Source organism: Mycobacterium sp. 141, from assembly GCF_000382405.1.
Taxonomy (GTDB): Bacteria; Actinomycetota; Actinomycetes; order Mycobacteriales; family Mycobacteriaceae; genus Mycobacterium.
Window position 1 is genome coordinate 157,483 of sequence record NZ_KB908257.1, and the last position, 25,322, is coordinate 182,804.

Consider the following 25,322-nt stretch of genomic DNA (forward strand, 5'->3'; position numbering starts at 1 on the left):
GTCTTCGGTCACAGAGCTAAGGGTAGATAGACGCGGTTGCCATGGTCGGCGAACTCTTGCGATTTCTCCGCCATTCCTTGTGCGATCTCGTCGGGCACGCCGTTGGACATATCGTCACGGATGGCTTCTCTCAGATCGGCGGTGATCCGCATCGAACAGAACTTCGGCCCGCACATCGAGCAGAAGTGCGCGGTCTTGGCCGGTTCGGCGGGCAGCGTCTCGTCGTGGAATTCGCGTGCGGTGTCCGGATCCAGTGACAGCGCGAACTGGTCGTGCCAGCGGAACTCGAAACGGGCCTTGGACAGTGCGTTGTCGCGTTCCTGTGCGCGGGGGTGGCCCTTGGCGAGATCGGCGGCGTGCGCGGCGATCTTGTAGGCGATCACGCCATCCTTGACGTCCTTGCGGTCCGGCAGGCCCAGATGCTCCTTGGGGGTGACGTAGCACAGCATCGCGGTGCCGGCCTGCGCGATGATGGCCGCGCCGATCGCCGAGGTGATGTGGTCATAGGCCGGCGCGATGTCGGTGGCCAGCGGGCCCAGTGTGTAGAACGGCGCCTCTTCGCAGAGTTCTTCTTCCAGCCTGACGTTTTCTACGATCTTGTGCATCGGCACATGTCCGGGGCCCTCGATCATCACCTGCACCCCATGGGATTTGGCGATTTTCGTCAGCTCACCCAGAGTGCGCAGCTCGGCGAACTGCGCCTCGTCGTTGGCGTCGGCGATCGAACCGGGCCGCAGCCCGTCGCCCAGCGAGAAGGTCACGTCGTAGCGGGCCAGGATCTCGCAGAGTTCGTCGAAGTTGGTGTACAGGAACGACTCTGTGTGATGTGCCAGACACCATGCCGCCATGATCGAGCCGCCGCGGGACACGATGCCGGTGACGCGGTTGATGGTCAGGGGGATGTAGCGCAGTAGCACCCCGGCGTGCACCGTCATGTAGTCGACGCCCTGCTCGGCCTGCTCGATCACGGTGTCGCGGTAGCACTCCCAGGTCAGCTCGGTGGGATCGCCCTTGGTCTTCTCCAGCGCCTGGTAGATCGGCACGGTGCCGACCGGCACCGGGGAATTGCGCAGGAGCCATTCGCGGGTCTCGTGGATGTTGCGACCGGTGGACAGGTCCATGATGGTGTCCGCACCCCAGCGGGTGGCCCACACCATCTTGTCGACCTCTTCGCCGATCGACGAGGTCACGGCCGAATTGCCGATGTTGGCATTGACTTTCACGCCGAACGCCTTGCCGATGATCATCGGTTCGCTCTCCGGGTGATTGTGGTTGGCGGGTATCACCGCGCGGCCGCGGGCCACCTCGTCACGCACCAGTTCGGGTGAAACCCCCTCGCGGGCAGCGATATAGGCCATCTCGGCGGTGATCTCCCCGGCCCGAGCCCGCTGCAGCTGAGTGCCGCGGTCGCGGATCACGTTGGATCGCGGCCGAAGACCCGCGGTCAGGTCGATCACCGCATCGTCATCGGTGTACGGGCCCGAGGTGTCGTACAGGTCGAGATGCTCACCGTTGGTGAGATTGACCCGGCGGAACGGCACCCGCACACCGTCGATCTCGCGGTAGACCTTGGTGCTTCCCGTGATGGGACCCATGGTCACGGAGGAAAGGTCGACGGAAACGTCAGACAGCGTCATTTACTACATCTCCCTACGCCGGCATTACCCGGTCAGGTTCATACGGTCGACGGGCCTACCCGTCCTCTCAGCGCACTCGGCGTGCACTCCCGTGTGGATTTGATTGTGCGGGTCCCAACCTAGCGCAGATACCACCGGTGGGATACAGCGGCGCGGTTCTCAGGAGATTGGCAGCGGCTATCGGGACTGCATTCGGATTGCCGTCCGTTGATTTACATAGCTAATATATACGTTCTGGGTGGTCCCGAACCTGACGATGATCTACGACGAAGAAGACGATGACGACTGAGACGACGACTGCAAATGAATCCGGCAGTGTTACCCCGCTGACCGGTGCCCGCACTGATTCGGCGGCAGCCGAGACAGCCCGCCGGCGGGTCCGGATGGACCACGACCATCCCTTCTACAAGTGGATCGCGCTGTCCAACACGACGCTGGGTACGTTGATGGCGACCATCAACGCGTCGATCGTGCTGATCTCCCTGCCCGCGATCTTCCGCGGGATCGGGCTCAACCCGCTGGCCCCGGCAAACGTCAGCTACCTGCTGTGGATGCTGATGGGCTACCTGGTGGTGACGGCGGTCCTCGTGGTGCTGTTCGGGCGGCTCGGCGACATGTATGGCCGGGTGCGCATCTACAACCTGGGCTTCGTGGTGTTCACCGTCGCGGCGATCGCGCTGTCGGTGGACCCGTTCCATCTCGGCGGCGGCGCGGTGTGGCTGATCGGATGGCGGGTGGTGCAGGGTGTCGGCGGCGCGATGCTGATGGCGTCGTCGTCGGCGATCCTCACCGATGCGTTCCCGGCCAACCAGCGTGGCATGGCGTTGGGTGTCAACATGGTGGCCGCTGTCGCCGGCTCCTTCCTGGGCCTGCTGATCGGCGGTGTGCTCTCCGAGTGGGACTGGCGGGCCATCTTCTGGGTTGGGGTGCCCGTCGGCATTCTCGGCACCATCTGGAGTTACCGGTCCCTGCGCGAACTCGGTGTGCGCAGCCCGGGCCGGCTGGACTGGGCCGGCACGGTGACCTTCGGTGTCGGGCTGACAGTGCTGCTCATCGGCATCACTTACGGCATCCAGCCCTACGGCGACTCGACCACCGGATGGCTGAATCCGTGGGTGCTCGGCGCGATCATCGCCGGGATACTGATGCTGATCGCGTTCTGTGTCATCGAATTGCGGGTCGAGAGCCCGATGATGAACATCCGGCTGTTCCGTAGCACCGCATTCGGGATGGGCAACCTGGCCGGCCTGATGAGCTCGGTGGGCCGCGGCGGCCTGCAGTTCATGCTCATCATCTGGCTGCAGGGCATCTGGCTGCCGCTGCACGGCTACAGCTTCGAATCCACCCCGCTGTGGGCCGGCATCTACATGCTGCCGATGACGTTCGGGTTCCTGGTGTCCGGTCCGCTCGCCGGGACACTGTCGGACCGTTACGGCGCTCGGCCGTTCACCGTCGGCGGCATGCTGCTCATGGCCGTGACATTCGTGGCGCTGGTGATGATCCCGGTCGACTTCAACTACTGGCTGTTCGCGGCACTGGTTTTCCTCAACGGGCTGGGCGGCGGCATCTTCACCGCACCCAACACCGCCGCGATCATGTCGGCGGTGCCTGCCGCCGAGCGCGGCGCGGCCTCGGGCGTGCGTGCGACGTTCTTCAACGCCGGCTCGTCACTGTCCATCGGTATCTTCTTCTCGCTGATGATCGTCGGGCTGGCCGGAACCTTGCCCACGGCGATGTCGAGTGGCCTTGAACAGCAGGGTGTTTCCGCTTCGGTCGCACAGCAAGTCGCTCAGCTGCCGCCGGTCGGCAGCCTGTTCGCGGCGTTCCTCGGCTACAACCCGATCGCCGAACTGCTGGGGCCGTCACATGCCCTGCAACAGCCGGGCGTCAACACCGATGTGCTGACCGGGCAGCAGTTCTTCCCGCAGCTCATCACCGAGCCCTTCCATTCCGGGCTCGTGGTGGTGTTCATCGCGGCCGCGGTGATGATGGTGCTCGGTGCGATTGCGTCGATGTTCAGCGCAGGCCGCTATGGGACGGAGGTGGGAGCCGACAATGCGGCCTGAGGCGGGAGCCGACAATGCGGCCTGATCGGTTCGGGCTACCCCTACGCTGACAAACGTGATCGAGAACGATGACGAGCTGGTCCAGATCCGCGGTTCGGTGCAGCTGCGGCGCGAACGGTGTGCGACGACGACCGCTGACCAGCGCCTGCTGCGCCGACGCGACGGCATCGGCTGGCTGCACACCGATCCGTGGCGGGTGCTGCGTATCCAGGGGGAGTTTGTCGAAGGCTTCGACGCGCTCGCCGAAATACCCGAGGCGGTAACGGTTTTCGGCTCGGCCCGGACCGGACCCGATTCGCCCGAGTACCGGTTGGGATACGAACTGGGAACCGCTCTGGTGCAGGCGGGCTATGCGGTGATCACCGGCGGTGGACCCGGTGCGATGGAGGCCGTCAACCGTGGCGCGAGCGAGTCCGGCGGCTACTCCGTCGGTCTCGGCATCGAGCTGCCCTTCGAGCAGCACCTCAACCACTGGGTCGATCTGGGGATCAACTTCCGGTACTTCTTCGTCCGCAAGACCATGTTCGTCAAGTACGCGCAGGCGTTCGTGTGCCTGCCCGGCGGATTCGGCACCCTCGATGAGCTGTTCGAGGCGCTGACCCTGGTGCAGACCCACAAGGTCACGCAGTTCCCGATCATCCTGCTCGGCGTGGATTACTGGTCGGGCTTGATCGACTGGATTCGCACCACGGTCCTGGCGAGCGGAAAGGTCTCTGAATCCGACCTGGCCCTGATCCAGTGCACCGACAGTGTGGCAGAAGCCGTGGAGCTCATTGGCGCGTCGGCGCGATAGCCGAGGAATAGCGCCGCGGTCTGCGCGGCCCAACTCAGGCGTTATCCGGTTCGAGCGGGTGGAGCGGCTCAGCTGAGTTCGATCAGTACCGGAGCATGGTCGCTGGGCTGCTTGCCTTTGCGTTCCTCGCGGACGATCTCGGCGTGGGTGACCCGCTGCGCCAGGGCCGGGGAGCCGAGGATGAAGTCGATCCGCATGCCCTGCTTCTTGGGGAACCTCAGCTGGGTGTAGTCCCAGTAGGTGTACACACCCGGTCCCGGGGTGAAAGGCCTTACCACATCGGCGAATTGGGATTCGACGATCGCGGTGAACGCGGCCCGCTCAGGCTCGGTGACGTGCGTGGCGCCCGCGAAGAATTCGATGTCCCACACGTCGTCGTCGGTGGGCGCGATATTCCAGTCGCCCACCAGGGCGATGGGTGCGTGCGGATCCTCGGTCAGCCATTTGCGTGCGTTGTCCCGAAGTGCGGCAAGCCATTCCAGTTTGTAGCGGTAGTGTGCGGAGTCCACGGCGCGGCCGTTGGGCACGTAGAGGCTCCATACCCGCACGCCGCCGCAGGTCGCCGCGAGCGCCCGGGCCTCCGCGACGGCCTCCCAGGCGGGTTGTCCGGCGAAGCCGATCTGCACGTCGTCCAGACCGATCCGCGATGCGATGGCAACCCCGTTCCACTGGTTGAACCCGACGTGGGCGACCTCGTAGCCGAGCGCGGCGAACGGCATGGTGGGGAACTGTTCGTCGGTGCACTTGGTTTCCTGCATCGCCAGCACGTCGACGTCGGCACGGGACAACCAGTCGGTCACGCGGTCGACACGGGTGCGGATGGAGTTGACGTTCCAGGTGGCCAGGCGCATGGGGTTAGAGCGTACGGGCGTCGACATACCGGCCATGGTGATGCAACCGGAAACCCATGGAGGCATAGAGCCCGATGGCGGCGTCGTTGTCGGCGAGCACCTGCACGTAAGCACGCGTCGCACCCGCGGTCGCACCCCAACTCATCAGGGCGTCACACAGTGCCCGCGCGTGACCCTGCCTGCGGCTGTTTTCCGCCACGCGCACCGACGAGATGCCCAGCCACCGGGTGCCGTCAGGCGCCGACGTCACTGCACCGCGGCCGACCGCGCGTCCCGGAAGGGAGGCGAATGTCAGTTCGCCGTCGACCACAGCGGTCAAGACGCCGACGGGTACCGCACGCTCGTAGCCGGCCAGCCAGTCCGCGTCCGGTTCCGACGCCAGTGTGACACTCGGCGTCGCGCGGTGCTCTGGCGTGCCAGATGGCGCAGCAGGCAGCGGGCGGACCATCACGCGGGTGAGCTTGATGCCGGGGGTGCGGATCGGCAGCAGCCGCTCGGGCAGCGCCAGCCACGGTGGCAGGCCGCGTTCGCGATACCAGTCCACGATCGCGGGCAAGTCGGCTATCTGCGCCGACATCTCCAGCGGCACGGCCGAATTGGCCCGGCTGGTGTCGCCACCACCGGCGCGCAGGAACCAGCCGCGGTGCCACTGGTGCGCGGTGCCCGGCCACGCCAGTGCGGCCGCATGTTCGAGCGCCCGGATCTCCGATGCGCGCACCGGGGTGTGGGACAGTTCGCGCACGCTCACGACATCGGCGGGGGAGATGTCTACGAGCTCACCGGATTTGGTGCGCACCAGCACCGTGGGTTCGGTCTGCTCCACATGCCCGACGACGTCGGTCAATGGTTTGGCCGAACCCGCTGGTAGGCGGTAGCGCAGGCTGACCCGGCTGCCCGGCGTCGGTAGTGCCGGCATCAGTGACCGAACGGGTCGTCATCCTCGCCGGGCATCCACGACAGGCCCGGCACACCCCAGTGGTTGCGCTTCACCGCGCGCTTGGCGGCGCGGGCGTGCCGGCCCACCAGCTTGTCGATGTAGAGAAATCCGTCGAGATGGCCGGTCTCGTGCTGGAGCATGCGGGCAAACAAATCGGTGCCCTCGACGGTGATGGAGTTGCCGTCGGCGTCCAGTCCTGTGACGCGGGCCCAGTCGGCCCGGCCGGTGGGGAATTGCTCACCCGGCACCGAGAGGCAGCCCTCGTCGTCATCGTCGGGGTCCGGCATGGTCTCGGGGATCTCGGAGGTTTCGAGCACCGGGTTGATGATCACGCCTCTGCGGCGCTGTGTGCGGCCGCGGGTGTCGGCGCAGTCGTAGACGAACAACCGCTTGGCGACGCCGATCTGGTTGGCGGCCAGGCCAACCCCGTTGGCGGCATCCATGGTGTCGTACATCGTCTGGATCAATTCGGCGAGATCCGCAGGCAGCGAACCGTCGGGGCCGACGGGTACCGGCTCGGTCGGGGTATGCAATACGGGATCTCCGACAATGCGAATCGGTACGACAGCCACGGGGAAAACTTAGTCGGTAATCCTCGTCGCCCGACTCGCGGGCCGAGGTGTCACCTCAAGCCAGAAAGCCGTGGTTGAATGATCGCCGAACCACAGCGATGTCATTTCTCGAGTGTCGGAAGGGTCCAAGGGAGCAATATGGACGGCGCCATGGCGCGGACTGAGCGATCCGGAGATGACTCTGATCTGACCGACGGGCTCACTCGCCGCGAGCACGATATTTTGGCGTTCGAACGCCAATGGTGGAAGTACGCGGGCAGCAAGGAAGACGCGATCAAAGAGCTGTTCTCCATGTCGGCGACGCGGTACTACCAGGTGCTCAATGCGCTGGTGGACCGCCAGGAGGCGTTGGCTGCCGACCCCATGCTGGTCAAGCGGCTCCGCCGGTTGCGGGCCAGCAGGCAGAAGGCCCGGGCCGCGCGGCGGCTCGGCTTCGACGTCACCTAGGCCTCCGCCGGTGACGGGTCGGGCAATCCGCTCGATACAGTGGACCCGATGAATCAGCGAGAATCCTCCGGGCTGCCCCTGCGTGCCATGGTGATGGTGCTGCTGTTCCTCGGGGTGGTTTTCCTGTTGATCGGATTCCAGGCGCTCGGCTCGAGCGACGACTCTTCGGGTGCGGAGTCCACGGTGTCCTCGACGACGACCACCACCACGACTACAGCTACACCCACTCCGAACGCGGCGCCAGATCCCGCGACGATCAAGGTCACGGTCTTCAACGTCTCGGACATTGCCGGTGCCGCCGAGACCACGGCCAACCGATTGCGGGACGCACACTTTGCCGACGTTCAGACCGACAACCTGACGATCGACGATGTCAACGGCACCACCGTGTACTTTGGGGACACGCCCGGGGAGAAGGAAGCCGCCGACGAGGTGGGCAAGGTGCTGGAGGCTCCAGTCGAACCTCGACGCGCCGAACTAAATGAGCAACCACCGGGCGTGATCGTGCTCGTCACCGGCTAGGCTTTGGCCCATGCTGAAGCCCGTCAGTGTCGCCGTCCTTTTCGCCGCCCCCGTTGTCGCGCTGAGCGCCTGCAGCCCACCCGGCCAGGTACCGTCCGACACACCGGGCACCACACCCTCGATCTGGACCGGGTCGCCGGCCCCGTCGGCAGCTCCCGGTGAGCACGGTGCCACCGCCACCGGGGCCCAGAGCGCGGGCGACACCCTGACCGCTGACCTCAAGACCGCTGACGGCACGTCCGTGGCGACCGCGGAGTTCCAGTTCGCGGACGGCTTCGCGACCGTCACGGTCGAGACCACCACACCCGGGCGCCTGACGCCCGGCTTCCATGGTCTACACGTGCACTCGGTGGGTAAGTGCGAGGCCAACTCGGTCGCCCCGACCGGCGGCGCCCCGGGTGATTTCAACTCCGCCGGCGGACATTTCCAGGTGCCCGGGCACACCACGCATCCCGCCAGTGGTGACCTGACCTCACTGGAGGTGCGTGACGACGGGTCGGCCAAGCTCGTGACCACCACCGACGCCTTCACCGCCGCCGATCTGCTGGCCGGCACCAAGACGGCCATCATCATCCACGAGAAGGCCGACAACTTCGCCAACATCCCGCCGGAGCGCTACCAGCAGACCAACGGCGCACCGCCGCCAGACGAGACCACCCTGGCAACTGGCGACGCCGGCAAGCGCGTGGCTTGCGGTGTTATCGGCACCGGCTAGCAGCCGCATCGATTTTGCCGGGTCACCCCGGCCGACAGTCGGTGTCGAGTGGGAGTTCGCTCTCGTCGACGCCGGCACCAGGGAGCTGAGCAACGAGGCTGCCGCGGTGATCGGCGAGATCGGCGAGAACCCACACGTGCACAAGGAGCTACTGCGCAACACGGTCGAGATCGTCACCGGAGTGTGCACCAACACTGCCGACGCGATGGATGATCTGCGCGGCACGCTGGGTACCGTGCGCCGCATCGTCGAATCCCGCGGCATGGAGCTGTTCTGCGCGGGGACGCACCCGTTCGCGAAGTGGTCGACGCAGCAGCTCACCGACGCGCCGCGCTACGCCGAGCTGATCAAACGGACCCAGTGGTGGGGACGCCAGATGTTGATCTGGGGTGTGCATGTGCACGTCGGTATCTCGTCGGCGCACAAGGTGATGCCCATCATCTCGTCACTGCTCAACCAGTACCCGCATCTGCTGGCGCTGTCGGCGTCATCGCCCTTCTGGGAGGGCGAGGACACCGGCTACGCCAGCAACCGGGCGATGATGTTCCAGCAGCTACCAACGGCCGGTCTGCCGTTCCAGTTTCAGTCGTGGCCCGAGTTCGAAGGCTTTGTCCATGACCAGAAGAAGACGGGCATCATCGACCATCTCAACGAAATCCGTTGGGACATCAGGCCATCCCCGCACCTGGGCACTGTGGAGGTACGCGTCTTCGACGGGGTGTCCAACATCCGCGAACTTGGCGCCCTGGTGGCGCTTACCCACTGCCTGATCGTCGACCTCGACCGCAGGCTCGACGCGGGCGAGCTGCTGCCCACCATGCCGCCGTGGCACGTGCAGGAAAACAAGTGGCGCGCAGCGCGGTACGGCCTCGACGCGGTCATCATCCTCGACGCTGACAGCAATGAGCGGCTGGTCACCGAGGATCTCGACGAGCTGCTCAACCGACTGGAGCCGGTGGCCAAATCCCTGCGGTGCAGCGACGAATTGGCCGCGGTCGCAGACATTTATCATTCCGGGGCGTCGTATCAGCGCCAGCGCCGGGTCGCCGAGGAAAGCGACGGCGACTTGCGTGAGGTCGTGGACGCACTGATCGGTGAGCTTGAGCTATAGGCCGGCCGACCCGTGACCGCGACTCCGATGTTCCCTCTCGAGACGGCGCTGCTGCCCGGTGAGGAACTGCCGCTGCGCATCTTCGAGCCCCGCTACGTCGTGCTGGTGAGTGACTGCATGGCCATGACGGAGCCGGCGTTCGGTGTGGTGCTGATCTCGGCGGGGCGTGAGGTGGGCGGTGGCGATCAGCGGTGCGACGTGGGCGCGCTTGCCCGGATCGTCGACTGCCAGAACCTCGGCACCGCCCGCTACGGGCTCAGATGTGTTATGGCCGAACGTATTCGGGTCCTGCACTGGTTGGACGACGCTCCTTATCCGCGCGCGGAGATCGAAGTCTGGGACGATGAACCGGGTGTCGTCGATGCATCGCGGCTGGCCGACGTGCAGGACCGCATGGTGGCATTGTTCGACCTGATCGGCGAGGCCCGGGGCATCCCGGTGCACAGTCGTGACATCGTCACCGCCGCGGCGGCCGACCCGGTCAATCCCCTCTACGCGCTGGCTGCGCGCGTGCCGATGGGGCAGGCCGACCGGTACGCCGTGCTGTCCGCGCCGAGCGAGGCAGCCAGGCTGGATGCATTGAGCGAAGCCGTCGACGCCGTGACGGCCATGGTGGAGTTTCAGTTGTCCGAGTAGCAGGATTGACGCCGATATGCGGGTTCTTATCGTCGACGACGAGCCGCGGCTCACCAAGACATTGAGCTTGGGGCTGCGGGCAGAGGGCTGGGTGGTCGTCACCGCCGACAACGGTGTGGACGGGGTGCATCACGCGGTCGAAGACGATTTCGACGTGATCGTGCTCGACATCATGTTGCCGGGGATGAGCGGCTACGAGGTGTTGCGTCGGATCCGGGCCGAACGGGTGTGGACCCCGGTGTTGATGCTGACTGCCAAGGACGGTGAGTTCGACGAGACGGATGCTCTGGACCTCGGCGCGGACGACTATCTGACTAAACCGTTCAAATTCAACGTGCTTGCCGCCCGGATGCGGGCCCTGCAACGCCGGTGTGCCCCGGAACGCCCGGTCGTCATGACGGCGGGCACGCTGTCGCTGGACCCGGCCCGTAAAACGGTTTTCCGTGAAAGTGTCCCAATTGAGTTGACACGCAGGGAATTCGGCTTGCTCGAATACCTCATGCGCAACAAGGACACCGTGGTGACCAAATCGGAGATCCTGAGCAACGTGTGGGACGCCCACTACGCGGGGCCGCACAACGTCGTCGAAGTGTATGTCCGGTACGTCCGCCGGAAGATCGACACACCCTTCGGCACCAACACCATCGGCACCGTCCGTGGCGTCGGTTACCGACTCGAGTCGGGAGAGTCCCCGGACGGCAACTGAACACGGACAGTGGTGCCGCCGCCGGGGCGTTCGGTGACGACGATGCGGCCATCGTGTGCCGCAACGATTTCGGCGACGATCGACAGCCCCAGGCCCGTTCCGCCGCTGCTGCGGGCTCGGTCGGAATCCAGGCGCACGAACCGGTCGAACACCCGGCGTCGGTCCTTCGCGGGGATTCCCGGTCCGTCGTCGGCAACCGCGAGCAGCACGGCGCCGTCGAGTTCGCTCAGGGTGATGTCGATGCATGAATTGGCATGTCGCGCAGCATTGTCCGCCAGATTACGCAACAACCGCAGCAGGGCTCTTGAGTCGCCCTGTAGGTGCACCGCGGTGATGTCGTGGTGTATCGAGAGCTGCGTCTCGCGGCGCAGTCGGTCGGCCTCGGCTCGGGCGATCGACTCGAGATCGACCTCCTCTTTGTGCAACTTCAGTCCCCGCTCGTCCGCGCGGGCCAGGAGCAGGAGATCGTCGATCAGCACCTGCATGCGTTGGGCTTCGGGAATCAACGTCGACTCGACCAGGTCCTGATCGAGCAGTTCCGGATGGGACTGCGCGACGTCCAGCGCCGAGATGATCGTGGCGAGCGGGCTTCGTAGCTCATGAGAGGCGTCCCCGACGAACTGGCGTTGCGCGTTGTGGCCCATCTCGAGCCGGGCGAGCGTGGCATTCATGGTTTCGGCAAGGGCGGCGATCTCGTCGTGGCTTTCTGGCATCGGAACGCGTTCAGACAGATCCGACGTGCTGATCTCGGCGACCCTCGAGCGGATCGCGTCGACTGACCGCAGTGACCGCCGCACCAGCAGATAGGTGGACACGGCCACCACGATGATCACCAAAGGCGCAGCGCTGCAAAGCAATATCGCCACGGTGTGGACAGTTTTCTCGACGGCCGCACTGCTGCCGGCGACCAGCACCGTGTAGTAGCGGCCGGGTGTGTTCACCCGTTTCCCGACGACGCGTAGGTCGTTGTCGGAGGCCGCTTCGGCCATCCGGGTCGGTGTCTTGCCGATGCCGTCGATGGGAACAAGCGGGGTGGACAGGGTACCCGTCGAACGGTAGATGACCGTGCCGTTGTCGGAGATCACCTGGACCGCCACTACCCGCTGGTCGGTGTCCAAGAGGGCAGTGTCGAATTCGTTGAGAGGCTGAGAGCGCAGCGCACTCGCGATGTCGTGCAGGCGGGTCGTTGCCGCGTCGTCGATCTCCGAGATCAGAAAGTGGCCCAGCAATGCGATCAGCGCCGCTCCGGCGATGATGTGCACCACGAGCACGACGGTGGCCGCGACGATCGCCGACCGCGTCGCGATTCCCCAGCCACGGGGCCGCAGCCGCTGACCGCGCAGAACAGCGCGTGACGTCATCTCGACAGTCTGAGCCCATTCGCCGTCATAGGGTGCGCCGGGGTCACATGTCGCAGAAGCCCGCCAAAACTTTTTATCAGCGTTCTCTCATCGAACTCCTGCCAACATTTGGGCTCCGGTCGGGAAGCCAGTGCAGATCATCAGAGGAGAAGTTCGATGTACCAGCCAGACAAGCCGCGCCACCGCGGGAAGATGTTGGCGGCAGTTGCCGGATTGGGCGCCATGGCCGTCATGGGTGTGGTCACCGCGATCGACGGCAGCCTGGCCACGGGGGGAGGAACCACCGATCAGGTCGCGATGAAGTTGGGCGCCACCGTCACGATGACCACGCCGCCCACCGCGCCGGAGACCCCGTTCGCTGCCCCGGCGGTGAAGGCTACGCCGAAGTAACGCCGGCCGGTCAGCCTTCGGGACGCTCCGCCAGGACGCCTTCGACGAATACCGACGGCACCCCGCCGTCATCGGAATCGTCGGGCGGTACGCGGTGATAGTGGGCCATCAGTTCGTCGGCCCCGATCGACGAGACCCGCCAGCGATGGTCGCGGAGCCAGGTCGCCACGTCGGCGCGTTGCTCGAGATACCAGAGTTGCGCCGGATCGGGCATGTTCTCGTCGGCCGTACCGGCCTGCTCGCGCAGCTGCTGCAAACGGGCTCGGCGGCGGGCCAGGTATTCCTCGGTGAAGAAGTCGACGCTGAATCCCTCGACGGCGATGCGGCTGTCGCGGGCCGACAGGTCGGTGACCCGCTCGAAAAGCAGATCCTGCGTGGCCGCAGGCAGGTACGGCAACAGACCCTCCGCCGACCACGCGGTGGGTTGCGATGGGTCAAAACCCGCCTGTCGCAATGCACTCGGCCAATCCCGGCGAAGGTCCACGGGTACCGCGACATGCGCGGCAGCCGGCCGGGCATGATGCGACTGCAACACGTCGGTCTTGAACTGCAGCACCTTGGGTTGGTCGATTTCGTAGACGACGCTGCCGTCGATCCACGGCAACCGCCAGGCCCGCGCGTCGAGGCCGGACGCCAGGATTACCGTCTGTCGCACCCCGTTCGCGCCTGCGGCGATGAAGAATTCGTCGAACCACTTGGTTCGCGATGCGGCGTAATCGGTAATGGTGCGGATCCGCTCGGCCATCGCGCCCTGCGGACGAGCCCAGCCCCGCTCGGCGGCGGCATCAAGAAACATCTGTGCGTACGGGTCGAGGAACAGCGGTGAATCGGATGCCGTCTCATGGGCTCGTGCGATGGCCACGCCCAGCGCGGTAGCTCCCACGCTTTCGTTGATGTCCCACGTGTCGTCGTCAGTTCTGCTCACTGTTTCCAGTGTTCCCGAACTTCGCTCGCTACGCGGGATCAGCCGTCGGCCAAATCGCGCATATCGTCACGGGTCAGCAGGTCTTCGCGGATGTTGTGCTCGCGGTAGGCGAGCTGTCCCACCCGATTGGCCACCACCGGTGCCGTGATCAAGGTGAACAGGCCGGTGAGGATCAGCATGCCGACGTCGGCATGGCCGCGTAGCTGAATCGCGGCACCGGCCAGCACCAACAGCAGGCCTAGCACCTGCGGTTTGCTGGCGGCGTGCATGCGCGACAGTGTGTCGGGAAATCGGGCCACGCCGATCGCGGCGGTCAGCGCCAGGGCCGAGCCGCCCAGGACCAGGACCGTGGTGACGATGTCGAGGATGTTCACGATGGCCCCCGCCTGTTGCGTGGTTTGTCGGTGTCAGGCACCCGGAAACGCGCCACGCTCACCGATCCGACAAAGCTGATCAATGCCAACGCCGTGAGGCTGTAGGTCACCGTGGTGTCGAGGCTGAATGCCGCCCACGTACCGATCGCGCACATCGTCACCGCCACCAGGGTGTCGAGCGCCACCAAGCGGTCCAGGGTGCTCGGCCCGGCCAACAACCGGAACATGGTGGTGGCGGCCGCGGCCGACAGCATCACCGCTGCAATGATCCAGACGGTATTCATGCGCGATCCGCCTTCGCTCCTCGCTGGCCATTCATGCGCGATCCGCCCCCTGCTCCGCCGCCGGCCGCCAATCCTTGTCCCGCTCGAAGGCCGCCACCAGCAGACGCTCGACCTGGTCGATCTGTCGATAGAACCGTTGCACCGACCGTTCCGAACCGACGTCGATGACGTGGAGATAGAGCATCCGGCGGGCCTGGTCGATCTCCAGCACGATTGACCCCGGAATGAGGTTGAAGATGTTGACGGCCAGCGCCAAGACCAGATCCGACTTGAGGGACAGATGCGCGCGTAGCACGGCGACCAATGGGGGCGGGCCAGGTCGGATCGCCAGCCACGCCACCTGCACCGAGGACAACACCAGGTAGTAACCCACCAGCACAGTGAGTTTCAGTAGTGACAGGGGGTGCAGCCGACCCTCGACCGGTACGGCGGGCAGTGGCAGCAACAGCGTGATCACCAACGCCACCACAAGTCCGCTCGCCATGTTGGCGATCGAAAACCGGCCCCACAACAGGCACCAGACCAGCATCAGGAAACACAGGATCCAGAGCCGCAGCAGTGGGCGTCTCATCACCCTCTCCTCTTCGCGCAAGTGCTCATGGGTGGTACGCACCTCCCAGGACCGCCGAGATGTACTGACCCCGGTCGAGCACCTCGGCGGCCGACCGCTCGGCGTAGGAGAAGATCGGTCCGGCGGCGACGGTCAGCGTCAGCCCCACCGCGATCAGCGCGGCGGTCGGTGCCAGCATCCCGATCGGCATGCGCCCCACGCTGTTTCGCTCGGCGAACTCGATGTCCTCGATGTCGTCGAGCAGCACCGCCGGGGCGGCTGCCGCCAGATGCCCCTCGGGTGCGTCGGCCCGGGCGCGCCAGAACGCTTTCGTCCACACCCGGGCCACGACATACAGCGTCAACAGGCTCGTGATGACAGCACCGGCCACCAGCGTCCAGGCCAGCGCCGAGCCGTTCTGCGCACCGGCCTCCAACAGGGCGACCTTGCCGATGAAGCCCGAGAAAGGCGGGATGCCACCGAGATTGAGGGCTGGTACGACGAATACGAAGGCCAGCACCGGGCTGGCCGCGGCCAAACCACCCAGCCGCTGCAGCGTCGACGCGCCAGCCTGCCGCTCGATGAGACCGACCACGAGGAACAAGGTTGTCTGCACGATGATGTGGTGGGCGACGTAGTAGATCGCCCCGGACATGCCCAACTCGTTGCCCAGTGCCACCCCGAACACCATGTAGCCGATGTGGCTGACCAGGGTGAAGGACAGGAGCCGCTTGATGTCGCTCTGCGCGATAGCGCCGAGAATGCCGATCACCATCGTCAACAGTCCGGCCACCAGCAGCACCGAGTCCAGCCCGCCGCCCGGAAAGAGCAGCGAGTGTGCCCGGATGATGGCGTACACACCGACTTTCGTCAGCAACCCGGCGAACACGGCCGTGACGGGCGCGGGTGCAGTCGGATAGGAGTCGGGCAGCCAGGCCGACAGCGGGAACACCGCCGCCTTGATGCCGAACGCCACGAGCAGGACTGCGAACAGAGCGTCGCGTGTGCCGGCCGATATTCCGTCGAGACGCAGCGCCAGCTCGGCCAGGTTGAGGGTGCCGGTGGCGGCGTAGACCAGCGCGATGCCGATCAGGAAGATCAGCGACGACACCATCGACACCATGACGTACGAGATGCCGGCGCGGACTCGATCAGGGCTGGCGCCGATGGTCAGCAGCACGAAGCTCGCAGCCAGCAGGACCTCGAACCCTACGAACAGGTTGAACAGGTCACCGGCCAGGAACGCCGTGCACACCCCGGCCGACAGCACCAGGTAGGTGGGCATGAAGATCGACACCGGCTGGCGTTCATCGCCGTCGCGGATACCCTGCCCGATGGCGTAGACCACCACGGCAAGCAACACGATCGACGACACCACCAGCATCAGCGCCGAGAGCCGGTCGACCACCAGCGTGATGCCCAGCGGACCCATACCCGGCACGCTCTGGGCCCAGCCGCCGACATGCAGCACCAGTGTGCCGTCGCGGTCGGCAAGGTAAACCAGTGCCGCGCACACCGCGACCACCGTCGCCAGCGCCACCTGCGTGATGACCCGCTGCAACCGTGGACGACGACCGGCCACCAGCGTGGCGGCCGCACCGAGCGCCGGGATCAGCACCGGCAGGGGGATCAATGCCTGGGCGTTCACTTGGACCCCTCGAAACCGGGCAGTGCGTCGAGTTCGTCGGCCAGTTCGGTGTCGATCGCCGGGTCGGGCTGGGGAATGTCTTCCGCTCTTTCCTCTTCCGAACGGCCGTCCGTGCCTGCTTGCTGCGACACCCGGGTGTCCTCGGGATCGTTATCGACCTCTTCGACGGTGGTCAGCCGATATGACCGGTAGGCCAGGGCCAGCACGAACGCCGCGACGCCCATGCTGATGACGATGGCGGTCAGGATCATGCCCTGCGCGAGCGGGTCGGCCGTCGTGGTGGCGCCCTCGCTGCGACTGCCGCGGATCGGCGGATTGCCCGACGCTCCACCGGCGGTCAGTATCAGCAGATTGACGGCGTTGCCGGCCAGCAGCAGGCCCAGGAGCATCCGGGTCAGGTTGCGTTCGAGCAGCAGATAGACCCCGATGCTGGTGAGGGCACCGATGAGCAGCAGAGGAACCAGGAACGTCGTCATCGCGTCACCGTCTTGGGCAGCCCGGCCGCGTCTGCCAGGTCGTTGTCCACCCGCGCGCCGAGGCTGCGCAGGACATCGAGCACCAGGCCGACGACGATGAGATACACCCCGAGGTCGAAGAACACCGCGGTGACCATTTTGACGTGGCCGAACACCGGGAGGTCGAGCTGAATCACAGCCGACGACAAGGCGGGTGCGCCCAAAGCCACCGAGGTGATCGCCGTGGTGGCGGACAGGGCCAGCCCGGTGCCCAGGATCTTGCCGGCGTCCAACGGCAGTGTCTCGCCGAGTTCGTAGCGGCCGCCGGCCAGATACCGCAGGACCAGCGCCAGGCCCGCGGTCAGCCCACCGGCGAAACCACCGCCCGGGTGGTTGTGCCCGGCGAAGAAGAAGTACGCCGACAGCACCATGATGAGCGGGAAGATGACGCGGGTCGCGACCTCGAGCACGAGCGATCGGTGCCGGGGATCGCGCAATTCGCTGCCGCGCAGCCAGGTGATGTCACCGGCGGCCGGGCTGTACGCGGCGGTGGGCCCGATCTCGGGCTGGCCGACGGCTTGGCTGACGCGGGGTGCGGCGCCGAACCGGCGGTGCCGGAACACCAGGGAGGCCACGCCCGTCGCCGCCACCAGCAGCACCATGATCTCGCCCATGGTGTCCCAAGCCCGGATGTCGACCAGCAGCACGTTGACGGTGTTGGACCCGTGCCCGCGGTAGTAGGCCGCATCCGGCAGCAACTCGGCGATGCCGGCACCCGTGCGCGCGGCCATCGCGTAGGCCGCCAGGGTGGTCACCGCGGCGCCGACAGCCAGCGCCAGCAACGCGCGTGGGAGCCGGTGGCGCTTGATGTTGGCCCGGTCGGCCTCGGCGGGCAGGGTGCGCAACACCAACAGGAAGATCACCAAAACCAGTGTCTCGACGAGGAATTGGGTCAGCGCCAGGTCCGGTGCGCCGTGGAACGCGAAGATCGCGCCGCAACCATAACCGGTCACGCCGACCAGCAGCACCGCGGCCAGCCGGTTGCGCATCACCACGGCACCGAGGGCGGCGGCCAGCATCACCACGCCTATCACCACCTGCAGCGAGGAATCCCACAGCGCGAAATTCGGGCGATCGCGCGCGCCCAGCGCCAGCACCGCGATCGGCACCAGCACAAGCGTCGAGAGAATCACCGACTGGGTGGCGGGCAGCGAGCCGCGTTGTGTCGCAGCGGTGATCCGGATCGACACGATGTCGAGCCCGCGGATCACCGCGTCGTACATGCGGTCCGCGTTGCCCAGCGGGAGGAATCCGGAGCCGGTGTGCGGCGACCGGTTCCGGCCGAAGAACACGGCGGTACCGACGGCGAGCACGATGGCCGACAGCAGCAGCGGCAGGCCAAGCCCGTGCCACAGCGCCAGGTGATAGCCCGACCCGCCGGGCATGGTTTTGGCGTATTCGTCGAGTACTGCGTCCAGGCCGGCGGGCCACAGTCCGAACACCAGGCCGGCGGCGGCCAGGATGGCCGGCGCGGCCAGGAATCTGGTCGAGGGCCGGTGCATTTCGGTGACCCGGATGCTGGGCTGCGGTAAACCTTTGGCGGCGAACGCACCCCATAGGAACCGCAGGCTGTAGATCGTCGTGAACACCGAGCCGACCACGATGCCGGTGAGCACCCACGGGGCTGCGGCGCCTAGTGTCGGACTGTGCAGCACGGTCTCCAGGTCGGCCTCCTTGGCGACAAACCCGAAGAACGGCGGCAACGCGGCCATGCTCGCGGTCGCGCCGACGGCGATGGTGAACAGGGGGCGGCTGTGCCGTCCGAGTCCGGCCAGCCAACGGATGTCCCGGGTACCGGTCGCGTGGTCGATGATGCCGACCACCATGAACAGCGTCGCCTTGAACATCGCGTGCGCGCACAGCATGGCGAGCCCGGCCAGCATCATGTCGCTGCCGCCGGCCCCGACCATGACGCTGATCAGGCCCAGCTGGCTGACGGTGCCGAACGCCAGGATCAACTTGAGGTCGTATTCGCGCACCGCCCGCCAGCCGGCCAACAGCATGGTGAGCAGCCCGAAGCCGATCACCATAGGCCGCCACAGCAGGGTGTCGGCGAAGCCGGGCGTCATCCGCGCCACCAGGTAGACGCCGGCCTTCACCATCGCCGCGGCGTGCAGATAGGCGCTGACCGGTGTCGGCGCGGCCATCGCACCGGGTAGCCAGAAGTGCAACGGGACGATGGCCGACTTGGACAGCGCGCCGACGAGGATCAGCGCCACGCCGATCGCGGCTGCCGTGCCGCCGGGCGGGGACGCGATCAGTTCCGACAGCAGATAGGTGCCGGCCAGGTGGCCGAGCACCACGATGCCAACCAGCATGGCCAGCCCGCCGAATGTCGTCACGAGTAAGGCTTGCGTTGCCGCGCGGCGGCTGGTCGCCCGCTCGGCATAGTGGCCTACCAGCAGGAACGACAGCACCGTGGTGGTTTCCCAGAAGATGTAGAGCACCAGCATGTTGTCGCTGACCACCAGGCCGAACATGGCTCCGGAGAACGCGACCAGCTCGGCGGCGAAGCTCGGGAGGCGGTTCTCCTTGTGCCCGTCATAGTGGTGGAAGTAGTCGCCGCAATAGAAGAGGACGAGCGCGCCTATCGCCAGCACCAGCACGCTCATGATCGCGGCCAGCGAATCGAAGCGCAGCGTGATGTCCATCGACAGTTCGGGGACCCATGGGATGTTCAGGGTGGGTACCCGGTCGTGGCTTGGCCAGTTCAACGCCACCCACACCAGCGACCCGAGTGGCACCAGCGCCAACGGATAGAACGCTGCCCGGCCCCATTTGGCGACCAGCGGAGGCGCAAGCGCGGTGGCTACCGCGTGAGCGACCAATACGGCGAGCATCGCACTCCGATCTGGTTGGGGTCGGGGTGTCGGACACCGATGAGCGCTGACGCGGAATCAACGGGCACACGTGGCGTCGGATTTCGGTCATTCTACGTGGGCCTCTACGTGGGCCGGTGTCACTAGCGTCATTTCCTGTGGGAACCCGTGAGGTTCTGGTGATAGGCGCCGGGCCGACCGCTCGGCTTTCGCCGAGATTCACCTCAGGGACAAAATCAGGCCGGGATTTGTCCCTGAGGTGAATGTGGGTGCCAGCCTCGGCTGAGTAACGCTCGCTCGACGCGGACCAGGACATCGGCGATGTCGTCCTCGGCGATGACGCGGATGACGATCCACCCCAGCTCTTGCAACCTGCGCAGGATCTTGTGGTCGCGGACATAGCGTCTGCGGTCGGTCTGGTGATAGGCGCCGTCGTAGTTGACGGCCACTCCGAACCGTCGCCAACCCATGTCCAAGATGGCCAGTCGTCGGGAGCGTCCCTCGACGACGGTGATCTGGGTTTCGTCCGGGGGCATGCGAGCATCGGTCAGCTGCAGGCGCAGCCGTGTCTCGGGTGGTGAGTCGGCGCCGGCGTCCACCAGCGACAACGCATCTTTCAGGCGGCGAATACCACGGACCGACGGATACCGGGCGATCAGTGGCAGCACGTCGTCGGTGGTGACGCGCCGGGTCCACGCCAGGGCGTCGAGTCGCGCCACCGCCTCGTCGCGCGGAAAGTGGCGGCCCAGGTCGAATGCCGTGCGTGCCGGTGTGGTCACGGTCAGGCCTGCGACCCGGGTGATTTCGTCGTCGGCCAAGATCTCGTTGCGCACGATCAGGCCTGTAGCGGGTCGGCTACTTCGCCAGATCAATTCGATCGGAATGTCGGCATCGACCCACGCGGCGCCATGTAGCGCTGACGCGGCGATACCTGCGATGACGGCGCGTCGGCCCGACCACAGCCAGGCACCCGCGGTGCGATCACGCAGCGTCGGCTCTGCACACGCGTACACGTCCGGGAACAGGCGCCGGTAGTGGTGTCGCAGGTCGTTGCGCGTCACCAGACCCTGTGCCAGCGCTTCGCTTCCGATGAATGCGCCTTTCATGCGGGCATGGTGTCAGCGGCCACCGACACCGCACCACATCAGAAGTACCGCAACCACACGTACACCCACGCAAGCGTCGTGCTCAGCAACGTCACCACGATGCCGTAGCGGGTGAACCGCCAGAAGCTGATCGCGTGCCCGGCACGTTGGGCGATGCCGATCGCGACCACATTGGCGCTCGCGGCGATCGCGGTGCCGTTGCCCGAAAAGCATGCGCCCAGCGCGAACGCCCACCACAGTGCCTGGCCCGTGCCGGCGTCCGGGGTCTGGGCCACCATGGATTCGACGACGGGCGTCATCGTTGCGGTGTACGGGATGTTGTCGACGAATGCACCGACGACCGCCGAACCGAACAACAGTGCGGTCGCCGCACCGAGCCAGTTGTCGGCGAATGCGGACTCGGCCACTGAACCGAGCCTACCGATCACGCCGGTGTGCACCAGTCCGGCCACCATGACGAACAAGCCTATGAAGAACACCAGCGTCGGCCATTCCACCTCGGGCAGGATCTCGGCCACGTCGATATCAGTGACCAGAAGCATCAGCCCGGCCCCGAGCAGCGCCACGACCGACGGTGCGACGGGTAGTACCGAATGCAGTACGAAACCGAGGATGACCAGGTTCAGTACCACCAGGGAGCGGACGAGCAGGCGGGTGTCCTTGATGGCCCGGCGTTCCTGTAGCGCCATGATCTCGTCGATGTAGATCTTGTCGGCGCGCAGGTCTTTGCGGAACAACACCCGGGTGAACACCACGAACAGCACGAAGATGATTGCCACCGCGGGCGCCATGTGGATCAGAAAGTCGTTGAACGTCAAGCCCGCCCGGCTGCCGATGATGATGTTGGGCGGGTCGCCGATCAAGGTCGCGGCGCCGCCGATGTTGGACGCGAGCACCTCGGCGATGAGATAGGGCTGTGGTGAGATCCGCAACCGGTCGCAGACCACCAGCGTGACCGGCGCGACCAACAGGATGATCGTGACATTGTCGAGCACGGGCGACGCGATCGCGGTGATCACCATCAGCATCACCATGAGCCGGAACGGCTTGCCGCGGGAGCGTTTCGCCGCCCAGATGGCGAGGAAATCGAACAGCCCGGTCTGTTTGACGACGCCGACGATGATCATCATCCCGAGCAGCAGGAAGATGACGTTCCAATCGATGCCTTCGTGCTCGGAGTAGAAGACCCGCTCGCCGGGGATGAGCCCGAGCAACGCCATCAGCCCGGCCGCGACCAGGACGGTCTTGACCTTGTCGGCCCGCTCTGTGGCGATGAACCAGAATGCGACGACGAAGATCCCCAGCGCCAGTATCGGGGCGAGCGAAGCGACGGGGGATACGACGGCGGCGAGCGAAGCGACGGGGGGCAGGTCGGCGGCGAGCGAAGCGACGGGGGGCAGGTCGGCGGCGAGCACCGGGGTGTCAGTCGCCTGGTCCGGCTACCGCCAGACTGGTCAGCAGCCGTTCGAGGGTCACCGCCCCGGTGAGCCGGCCGGTGTCGTCGACGACTGCGATGAGTGGACTGCGCTTGTTCGCCATCACCGTCGCGATCTCCAGCAGCGTCGCATCCGGTGACACGGTGGCCGGTTTGGCCACCGGAGTCGGGAGACAGTCGCCGACCGTCAGCTTGCCGGGGCCGTGCCAGAACAGGTCGGCGTGAATCTCGTCGACCGTGCGGACCAGCGCCGGATCGTCCTGGTAGGACTCGGGTATGGCCAGCCGCAGCACCTGGGTCCCGGGTAGCACGGCGACCGGCCGTTCTGAATCGTCGACCACCACCAGCCCGGGCAGCCGGTTGACCACCATCAGCTGAACCGCCTTGGAGACCGGGTCGTCGATCCGGACCGTCGGTGGGTGGACGGCGATTTCATGTGCTTGCATGTCTTCGTTCCAGTGGGTCGCTAGGGTCATGGTCCTCGTTCTCCGAGTCGCCTGGCATCGATCGGCCCAGTTTGTGCGGTGCGCCGGTGGATGACCATCGGGTCTGACACCCATTCCGTGGGGGATGTCGCCCGTATGGACAAACCTCGACGTTTCAAGCCACGCTGGTGGGGTGAAACCGGCGCGCACTCCGGCCACAGCGCTGTTCCGAAGAGTGTTTCTGATCAACGGGCTGATCTTCACCCTCGGCACGTTGATCCTGGCGGTGTCGCCGGCATCGGTGTCCTCGCGCATCAAGGCCACCGAGATCCCGGTGTTGGTGATCGGTTTGGCGGTGATCCTGGCCGCCAACGCACTGCTGCTGAAATCGAGCCTTGCCCCGCTGGATCGGCTCGCCGCGTCAATGCAGCGGGTCGATCCGCCCAAGCGCACCGATCGGGTGGATCACGGCAGCAACCACGATCTGCAGCAGCTCATCGTGTCGTTCAACGCCATGCTCGACCGGTTGGAGACCGAGCGCACGACGGCGAGCGCATTGGCACTGGCTGCGCAGGAGAACGAGCGTCAACGCATCGCCAGGGAGCTGCACGACGAGATCGGCCAGACTCTGACGGTTGCACTGTTACGGCTCAAGCGGGCCGTCGACCGCGCGCCGGGGCCGATCGCCGACGAACTCACCGATGCCCAGGAGATCGTGCGGTCCAGCCTCGACGAGGTCCGAGAAATCGCCCGACGGCTGCGCCCCGACGTGCTGGAGGATCTCGGGCTGCACAGCGCCCTCAACGCGCTGTGCACCGACTTCGGTCAGGCTTCGGGTATCGCGGTGGTCAAACACATTGCACCGCAATCACATCGGTTGCAGCCGGATGTCGAGCTCGTCTGCTACCGGATCGCACAGGAGAGCCTGACGAATGTGGCCCGGCACTCCGGTGCTCGTAAGGTATGGCTCGATATGCACACCAGCGCAACGGATTTGACGTTGCGAATCGCCGACGACGGGAGTGGCGGAGTGGAGTCCGAGGGGGCGGGCATCAACGGCATGCGTGAGCGGGCACTGTTGGTGAACGCCGAACTGACCATCACCTCTCCACAGGACGGCGGTACTGAGGTGAGGCTGGTGATCCCGCTCTGATGACTGCACGAATCCTGCTGGCCGACGATCATGCGCTGGTGCGCAGTGGATTGCGCATGATCATCGACGCCGAGCCGGACTTGCAGGTGGTGGCCGAGGCGGCCGACGGGTATGAGGCGCTGACCTCTCTCGGTGAAACCCCGGCTGATTTGGCCATTCTCGACATCGCGATGCCGAGAATGACCGGCTTGCAGGCCGCGCGGGAAATCAACCGCACGTATCCGCACGTCCGGATTCTGATCCTGTCGATGTACGACAACGAGCAGTATTTCTTCGAGGCGCTCAAGGCCGGGGCATCGGGTTATGTGCTGAAGTCCGTGGCCGACCGTGATCTGTTGGAGGCGTGCCGGGCGACGCTGCGTGGTGAGCCCTTCCTCTATGCGGGCGCGGTCACCGCGTTGATCCGGGACTATCTGCATCGGGCTCGGCAGGGCGGGGAACTGCCGGACACCATCGTCACGCCGCGGGAAGAGGAGGTGCTCAAGCTCATCGCCGAGGGTTACTCGACCCGTGAGATCGCGGCGACGCTGACCATCAGCGCCAAAACCGTTGACCGGCACCGCACCAACATCCTGGCCAAGCTCGGGCTGCGGGATCGGTTGGCGCTCACCCGCTATGCGATCCGGGCGGGCCTCATCGAGCCGTGAGCCCAGACCGGGATGGCATGGGACGCAACGCCGATGCCCCAACCCATGATTGGCCAGACGGGCCAGAAGTACCACCCGCCGCCGCCCAGCCCGACCGCCAGCCAGATGCCGACCATCAACACTGAGCCTGCCAGGTAGGCACCGAGATGGATGACGACGCTCAATCGGGCGGCCCTGGCCTGTGCGGTGCGCTGCCGAGGATCGTTGCGCCGCAGTTGGATGACGGGCAGATCGGCCACGAGTTGGTGTAACTCGGCGGTGGTGTGGGCGCAGAGCGCGCGCTGCAATCGATCTTCGTATTCGGTCATGGTCAGGTAGCCCTGCGAGAGAGCCTGTCCGAGGTCGTTCGCGGTCTTCTCGCGTTCAGGATCGCCGACGCGGGTGGGTTGCTGCATGACAGACATGACGCCTCCGTTGAACTTGTCAGTGACTAGTTCAACGATGAACCCTTATCTTGTCGGTGTCAAGATTAAATATGCACCCATGCCGGTCGCGGTCAGGATGCGACGATGCGGATGAATCGTGCGGTCTGGTTCCCGTGGGCGGCGGTGCGCGTCACTGGGATGGAGATTGCACGCCGGTGGCAGTGCCCCGTTCGGACTGCGTAGCGGCGCGGAGAATTACGAGGACCTGCTGGCCACCATGTTTGCCGCCGACCTGGTGGGCCCGGAGACCTTGGTCAGCGGCCGGAAGTGGC

At 65.9% G+C, this 25,322-nt stretch carries 27 protein-coding genes and 1 riboswitch; of the genes, 11 read left to right on the plus strand and 16 right to left on the minus strand.

Translation table 11 applies throughout. From position 1 onward, the window contains the following. Positions 1 to 8: 8 nt before the first annotated feature. Positions 9 to 1,637, minus strand: a complete 1,629-nt coding sequence (gene thiC / locus H276_RS0105895) for a phosphomethylpyrimidine synthase ThiC (RefSeq protein ID WP_026356633.1) — start codon at positions 1,635 to 1,637, stop codon at positions 9 to 11. After that, positions 1,631 to 1,740, minus strand: a riboswitch (TPP riboswitch). (Overlaps the previous gene by 7 nt.) A 280-nt stretch (positions 1,741 to 2,020) precedes the next feature. Between thiC and H276_RS0105900 the strand changes: the two genes are divergently transcribed. Further along, entirely contained in the window at positions 2,021 to 3,703 is a 1,683-nt protein-coding gene (locus H276_RS0105900; protein ID WP_019970383.1) for an MFS transporter, read from the plus strand. A 55-nt stretch (positions 3,704 to 3,758) separates the two neighbouring features. Further along, the gene (locus H276_RS0105905) at positions 3,759 to 4,496 is read left to right on the plus strand and encodes a TIGR00730 family Rossman fold protein (RefSeq protein ID WP_019970384.1); all 738 of its coding nucleotides are present in this window, start codon (positions 3,759 to 3,761) and stop codon (positions 4,494 to 4,496) included. A gap of 68 nt (positions 4,497 to 4,564) precedes the next feature. Here H276_RS0105905 and H276_RS0105910 read toward each other — a convergent pair whose 3' ends face one another. Genes H276_RS0105910 through H276_RS0105920 form a run of 3 tightly spaced genes read right to left on the minus strand, consistent with a single transcriptional unit; the run spans position 4,565 to position 6,856 of the window. Next, positions 4,565 to 5,347 carry an exodeoxyribonuclease III gene (locus H276_RS0105910; RefSeq protein ID WP_019970385.1) on the minus strand — a complete coding sequence of 261 codons (783 nt, stop codon included), beginning with the start codon at positions 5,345 to 5,347 and terminating at the stop codon, positions 4,565 to 4,567. Positions 5,348 to 5,351: 4 nt separating this feature from the next. Then, a complete protein-coding gene (locus tag H276_RS0105915; protein WP_019970386.1) occupies positions 5,352 to 6,263 on the minus strand; it encodes a GNAT family N-acetyltransferase in 912 nt (303 codons plus the stop codon). Beyond that, positions 6,263 to 6,856: a peptide deformylase gene (locus H276_RS0105920; protein ID WP_019970387.1), complete on the minus strand. Its 594-nt coding sequence runs from the start codon at positions 6,854 to 6,856 to the stop codon at positions 6,263 to 6,265. Before H276_RS0105920 ends, H276_RS0105915 begins: the two co-directional genes overlap by 1 nt. Positions 6,857 to 6,994: 138 nt before the next feature. Between H276_RS0105920 and H276_RS0105925 the strand changes: the two genes are divergently transcribed. Genes H276_RS0105925 through H276_RS0105950 form a run of 6 tightly spaced genes read left to right on the plus strand, consistent with a single transcriptional unit; the run spans position 6,995 to position 10,993 of the window. Continuing rightward, on the plus strand, positions 6,995 to 7,303 hold the full coding sequence (locus H276_RS0105925; protein ID WP_019970388.1) for a DUF3263 domain-containing protein: 309 nt from the start codon (positions 6,995 to 6,997) through the stop codon (positions 7,301 to 7,303). Positions 7,304 to 7,351: 48 nt separating this feature from the next. Next, positions 7,352 to 7,825, plus strand: a complete 474-nt coding sequence (locus H276_RS0105930; RefSeq protein WP_019970389.1) for a LytR C-terminal domain-containing protein — start codon at positions 7,352 to 7,354, stop codon at positions 7,823 to 7,825. 10 nt (positions 7,826 to 7,835) lie between these two features. Beyond that, positions 7,836 to 8,540 carry a superoxide dismutase[Cu-Zn] gene (locus H276_RS0105935; RefSeq protein ID WP_019970390.1) on the plus strand — a complete coding sequence of 235 codons (705 nt, stop codon included), beginning with the start codon at positions 7,836 to 7,838 and terminating at the stop codon, positions 8,538 to 8,540. Further along, positions 8,521 to 9,651: a glutamate--cysteine ligase gene (locus tag H276_RS0105940; RefSeq protein WP_019970391.1), complete on the plus strand. Its 1,131-nt coding sequence runs from the start codon at positions 8,521 to 8,523 to the stop codon at positions 9,649 to 9,651. The genes H276_RS0105935 and H276_RS0105940 overlap by 20 nt, the downstream gene beginning before the upstream one ends. Positions 9,652 to 9,678: 27 nt before the next feature. After that, positions 9,679 to 10,287, plus strand: a complete 609-nt coding sequence (locus H276_RS0105945) for an LON peptidase substrate-binding domain-containing protein (RefSeq protein ID WP_026356635.1) — start codon at positions 9,679 to 9,681, stop codon at positions 10,285 to 10,287. A 16-nt stretch (positions 10,288 to 10,303) separates the two neighbouring features. Further along, positions 10,304 to 10,993: a response regulator transcription factor gene (locus H276_RS0105950; RefSeq protein ID WP_019970393.1), complete on the plus strand. Its 690-nt coding sequence runs from the start codon at positions 10,304 to 10,306 to the stop codon at positions 10,991 to 10,993. Here H276_RS0105950 and H276_RS0105955 read toward each other — a convergent pair. Then, positions 10,954 to 12,354, minus strand: a complete 1,401-nt coding sequence (locus H276_RS0105955) for a cell wall metabolism sensor histidine kinase WalK (protein WP_019970394.1) — start codon at positions 12,352 to 12,354, stop codon at positions 10,954 to 10,956. The genes H276_RS0105950 and H276_RS0105955 overlap by 40 nt on opposite strands. Positions 12,355 to 12,510: 156 nt before the next feature. On the opposite strand from H276_RS0105955, the gene H276_RS0105960 reads away from it, so the two are divergent. Continuing rightward, entirely contained in the window at positions 12,511 to 12,744 is a 234-nt protein-coding gene (locus tag H276_RS0105960) for a hypothetical protein (RefSeq protein ID WP_231376612.1), read from the plus strand. A gap of 10 nt (positions 12,745 to 12,754) precedes the next feature. Here H276_RS0105960 and H276_RS0105965 read toward each other — a convergent pair whose 3' ends face one another. From H276_RS0105965 to H276_RS0106010, 10 genes are all read right to left on the minus strand, one after another. After that, positions 12,755 to 13,669 carry an SAM-dependent methyltransferase gene (locus H276_RS0105965; RefSeq protein ID WP_019970396.1) on the minus strand — a complete coding sequence of 305 codons (915 nt, stop codon included), beginning with the start codon at positions 13,667 to 13,669 and terminating at the stop codon, positions 12,755 to 12,757. A 38-nt stretch (positions 13,670 to 13,707) separates the two neighbouring features. Beyond that, complete coding sequence (gene mnhG / locus H276_RS0105970) at positions 13,708 to 14,043, minus strand: monovalent cation/H(+) antiporter subunit G (protein WP_019970397.1); 336 nt, start codon at positions 14,041 to 14,043, stop codon at positions 13,708 to 13,710. Next, positions 14,040 to 14,327 carry a monovalent cation/H+ antiporter complex subunit F gene (locus H276_RS0105975; RefSeq protein ID WP_019970398.1) on the minus strand — a complete coding sequence of 96 codons (288 nt, stop codon included), beginning with the start codon at positions 14,325 to 14,327 and terminating at the stop codon, positions 14,040 to 14,042. Before H276_RS0105975 ends, mnhG begins: the two co-directional genes overlap by 4 nt. Positions 14,328 to 14,358: 31 nt before the next feature. Beyond that, positions 14,359 to 14,898 carry a Na+/H+ antiporter subunit E gene (locus H276_RS0105980; protein ID WP_026356637.1) on the minus strand — a complete coding sequence of 180 codons (540 nt, stop codon included), beginning with the start codon at positions 14,896 to 14,898 and terminating at the stop codon, positions 14,359 to 14,361. 25 nt (positions 14,899 to 14,923) lie between these two features. Next, the gene (locus H276_RS0105985; RefSeq protein WP_019970400.1) at positions 14,924 to 16,525 is read right to left on the minus strand and encodes a Na+/H+ antiporter subunit D; all 1,602 of its coding nucleotides are present in this window, start codon (positions 16,523 to 16,525) and stop codon (positions 14,924 to 14,926) included. Then, complete coding sequence (locus H276_RS0105990; RefSeq protein ID WP_019970401.1) at positions 16,522 to 17,001, minus strand: Na(+)/H(+) antiporter subunit C; 480 nt, start codon at positions 16,999 to 17,001, stop codon at positions 16,522 to 16,524. Before H276_RS0105990 ends, H276_RS0105985 begins: the two co-directional genes overlap by 4 nt. Further along, complete coding sequence (locus tag H276_RS0105995) at positions 16,998 to 19,880, minus strand: Na+/H+ antiporter subunit A (RefSeq protein WP_019970402.1); 2,883 nt, start codon at positions 19,878 to 19,880, stop codon at positions 16,998 to 17,000. The genes H276_RS0105990 and H276_RS0105995 overlap by 4 nt, the downstream gene beginning before the upstream one ends. Before the next feature lie 215 nt (positions 19,881 to 20,095). After that, positions 20,096 to 20,965 carry a hypothetical protein gene (locus H276_RS0106000; RefSeq protein WP_019970403.1) on the minus strand — a complete coding sequence of 290 codons (870 nt, stop codon included), beginning with the start codon at positions 20,963 to 20,965 and terminating at the stop codon, positions 20,096 to 20,098. A 38-nt stretch (positions 20,966 to 21,003) separates the two neighbouring features. Further along, positions 21,004 to 22,335 carry an SLC13 family permease gene (locus H276_RS0106005; RefSeq protein WP_036460690.1) on the minus strand — a complete coding sequence of 444 codons (1,332 nt, stop codon included), beginning with the start codon at positions 22,333 to 22,335 and terminating at the stop codon, positions 21,004 to 21,006. A 52-nt stretch (positions 22,336 to 22,387) separates the two neighbouring features. Continuing rightward, complete coding sequence (locus H276_RS0106010) at positions 22,388 to 22,876, minus strand: CBS domain-containing protein (protein WP_019970405.1); 489 nt, start codon at positions 22,874 to 22,876, stop codon at positions 22,388 to 22,390. Positions 22,877 to 23,018: 142 nt separating this feature from the next. Here H276_RS0106010 and H276_RS0106015 point away from each other — a divergent pair, with 142 nt between their 5' ends. Together H276_RS0106015 and H276_RS0106020 are read left to right on the plus strand one after the other, a co-directional pair. Then, positions 23,019 to 23,978 (plus strand): histidine kinase, encoded by a 960-nt coding sequence (locus tag H276_RS0106015; protein WP_019970406.1) that lies wholly within the window; start codon positions 23,019 to 23,021, stop codon positions 23,976 to 23,978. Beyond that, entirely contained in the window at positions 23,978 to 24,625 is a 648-nt protein-coding gene (locus tag H276_RS0106020) for a response regulator transcription factor (RefSeq protein WP_019970407.1), read from the plus strand. Before H276_RS0106015 ends, H276_RS0106020 begins: the two co-directional genes overlap by 1 nt. Here H276_RS0106020 and H276_RS0106025 read toward each other — a convergent pair. Beyond that, positions 24,592 to 25,029 carry a DUF1707 domain-containing protein gene (locus H276_RS0106025; RefSeq protein ID WP_019970408.1) on the minus strand — a complete coding sequence of 146 codons (438 nt, stop codon included), beginning with the start codon at positions 25,027 to 25,029 and terminating at the stop codon, positions 24,592 to 24,594. The two genes, H276_RS0106020 and H276_RS0106025, sit on opposite strands and share 34 nt — an antisense overlap. Positions 25,030 to 25,322 lie beyond the last annotated feature (293 nt).

What these genes read in the sequence shown, in the direction of transcription:
- thiC (WP_026356633.1), bottom strand. Translation starts at nt 1,637, where the DNA reads ATGACGCTGTCTGACGTTTCCGTCGACCTTTCCTCCGTGACCATGGGT.
- H276_RS0105900 (WP_019970383.1), top strand. Translation starts at nt 2,021, where the DNA reads ATGGACCACGACCATCCCTTCTACAAGTGGATCGCGCTGTCCAACACG.
- H276_RS0105910 (WP_019970385.1), bottom strand. Translation starts at nt 5,347, where the DNA reads ATGCGCCTGGCCACCTGGAACGTCAACTCCATCCGCACCCGTGTCGAC.
- H276_RS0105915 (WP_019970386.1), bottom strand. Translation starts at nt 6,263, where the DNA reads ATGCCGGCACTACCGACGCCGGGCAGCCGGGTCAGCCTGCGCTACCGC.
- H276_RS0105925 (WP_019970388.1), top strand. Translation starts at nt 6,995, where the DNA reads ATGGACGGCGCCATGGCGCGGACTGAGCGATCCGGAGATGACTCTGAT.
- H276_RS0105930 (WP_019970389.1), top strand. Translation starts at nt 7,352, where the DNA reads ATGAATCAGCGAGAATCCTCCGGGCTGCCCCTGCGTGCCATGGTGATG.
- H276_RS0105935 (WP_019970390.1), top strand. Translation starts at nt 7,836, where the DNA reads ATGCTGAAGCCCGTCAGTGTCGCCGTCCTTTTCGCCGCCCCCGTTGTC.
- H276_RS0105945 (WP_026356635.1), top strand. Translation starts at nt 9,679, where the DNA reads ATGTTCCCTCTCGAGACGGCGCTGCTGCCCGGTGAGGAACTGCCGCTG.
- H276_RS0105950 (WP_019970393.1), top strand. Translation starts at nt 10,304, where the DNA reads ATGCGGGTTCTTATCGTCGACGACGAGCCGCGGCTCACCAAGACATTG.
- H276_RS0105955 (WP_019970394.1), bottom strand. Translation starts at nt 12,354, where the DNA reads ATGACGTCACGCGCTGTTCTGCGCGGTCAGCGGCTGCGGCCCCGTGGC.
- H276_RS0105960 (WP_231376612.1), top strand. Translation starts at nt 12,511, where the DNA reads ATGTACCAGCCAGACAAGCCGCGCCACCGCGGGAAGATGTTGGCGGCA.
- H276_RS0105975 (WP_019970398.1), bottom strand. Translation starts at nt 14,327, where the DNA reads ATGAATACCGTCTGGATCATTGCAGCGGTGATGCTGTCGGCCGCGGCC.
- H276_RS0105980 (WP_026356637.1), bottom strand. Translation starts at nt 14,898, where the DNA reads ATGAGACGCCCACTGCTGCGGCTCTGGATCCTGTGTTTCCTGATGCTG.
- H276_RS0105990 (WP_019970401.1), bottom strand. Translation starts at nt 17,001, where the DNA reads ATGACGACGTTCCTGGTTCCTCTGCTGCTCATCGGTGCCCTCACCAGC.
- H276_RS0105995 (WP_019970402.1), bottom strand. Translation starts at nt 19,880, where the DNA reads ATGCTCGCCGTATTGGTCGCTCACGCGGTAGCCACCGCGCTTGCGCCT.
- H276_RS0106000 (WP_019970403.1), bottom strand. Translation starts at nt 20,965, where the DNA reads ATGAAAGGCGCATTCATCGGAAGCGAAGCGCTGGCACAGGGTCTGGTG.
- H276_RS0106010 (WP_019970405.1), bottom strand. Translation starts at nt 22,876, where the DNA reads ATGACCCTAGCGACCCACTGGAACGAAGACATGCAAGCACATGAAATC.
- H276_RS0106020 (WP_019970407.1), top strand. Translation starts at nt 23,978, where the DNA reads ATGACTGCACGAATCCTGCTGGCCGACGATCATGCGCTGGTGCGCAGT.
- H276_RS0106025 (WP_019970408.1), bottom strand. Translation starts at nt 25,029, where the DNA reads ATGTCTGTCATGCAGCAACCCACCCGCGTCGGCGATCCTGAACGCGAG.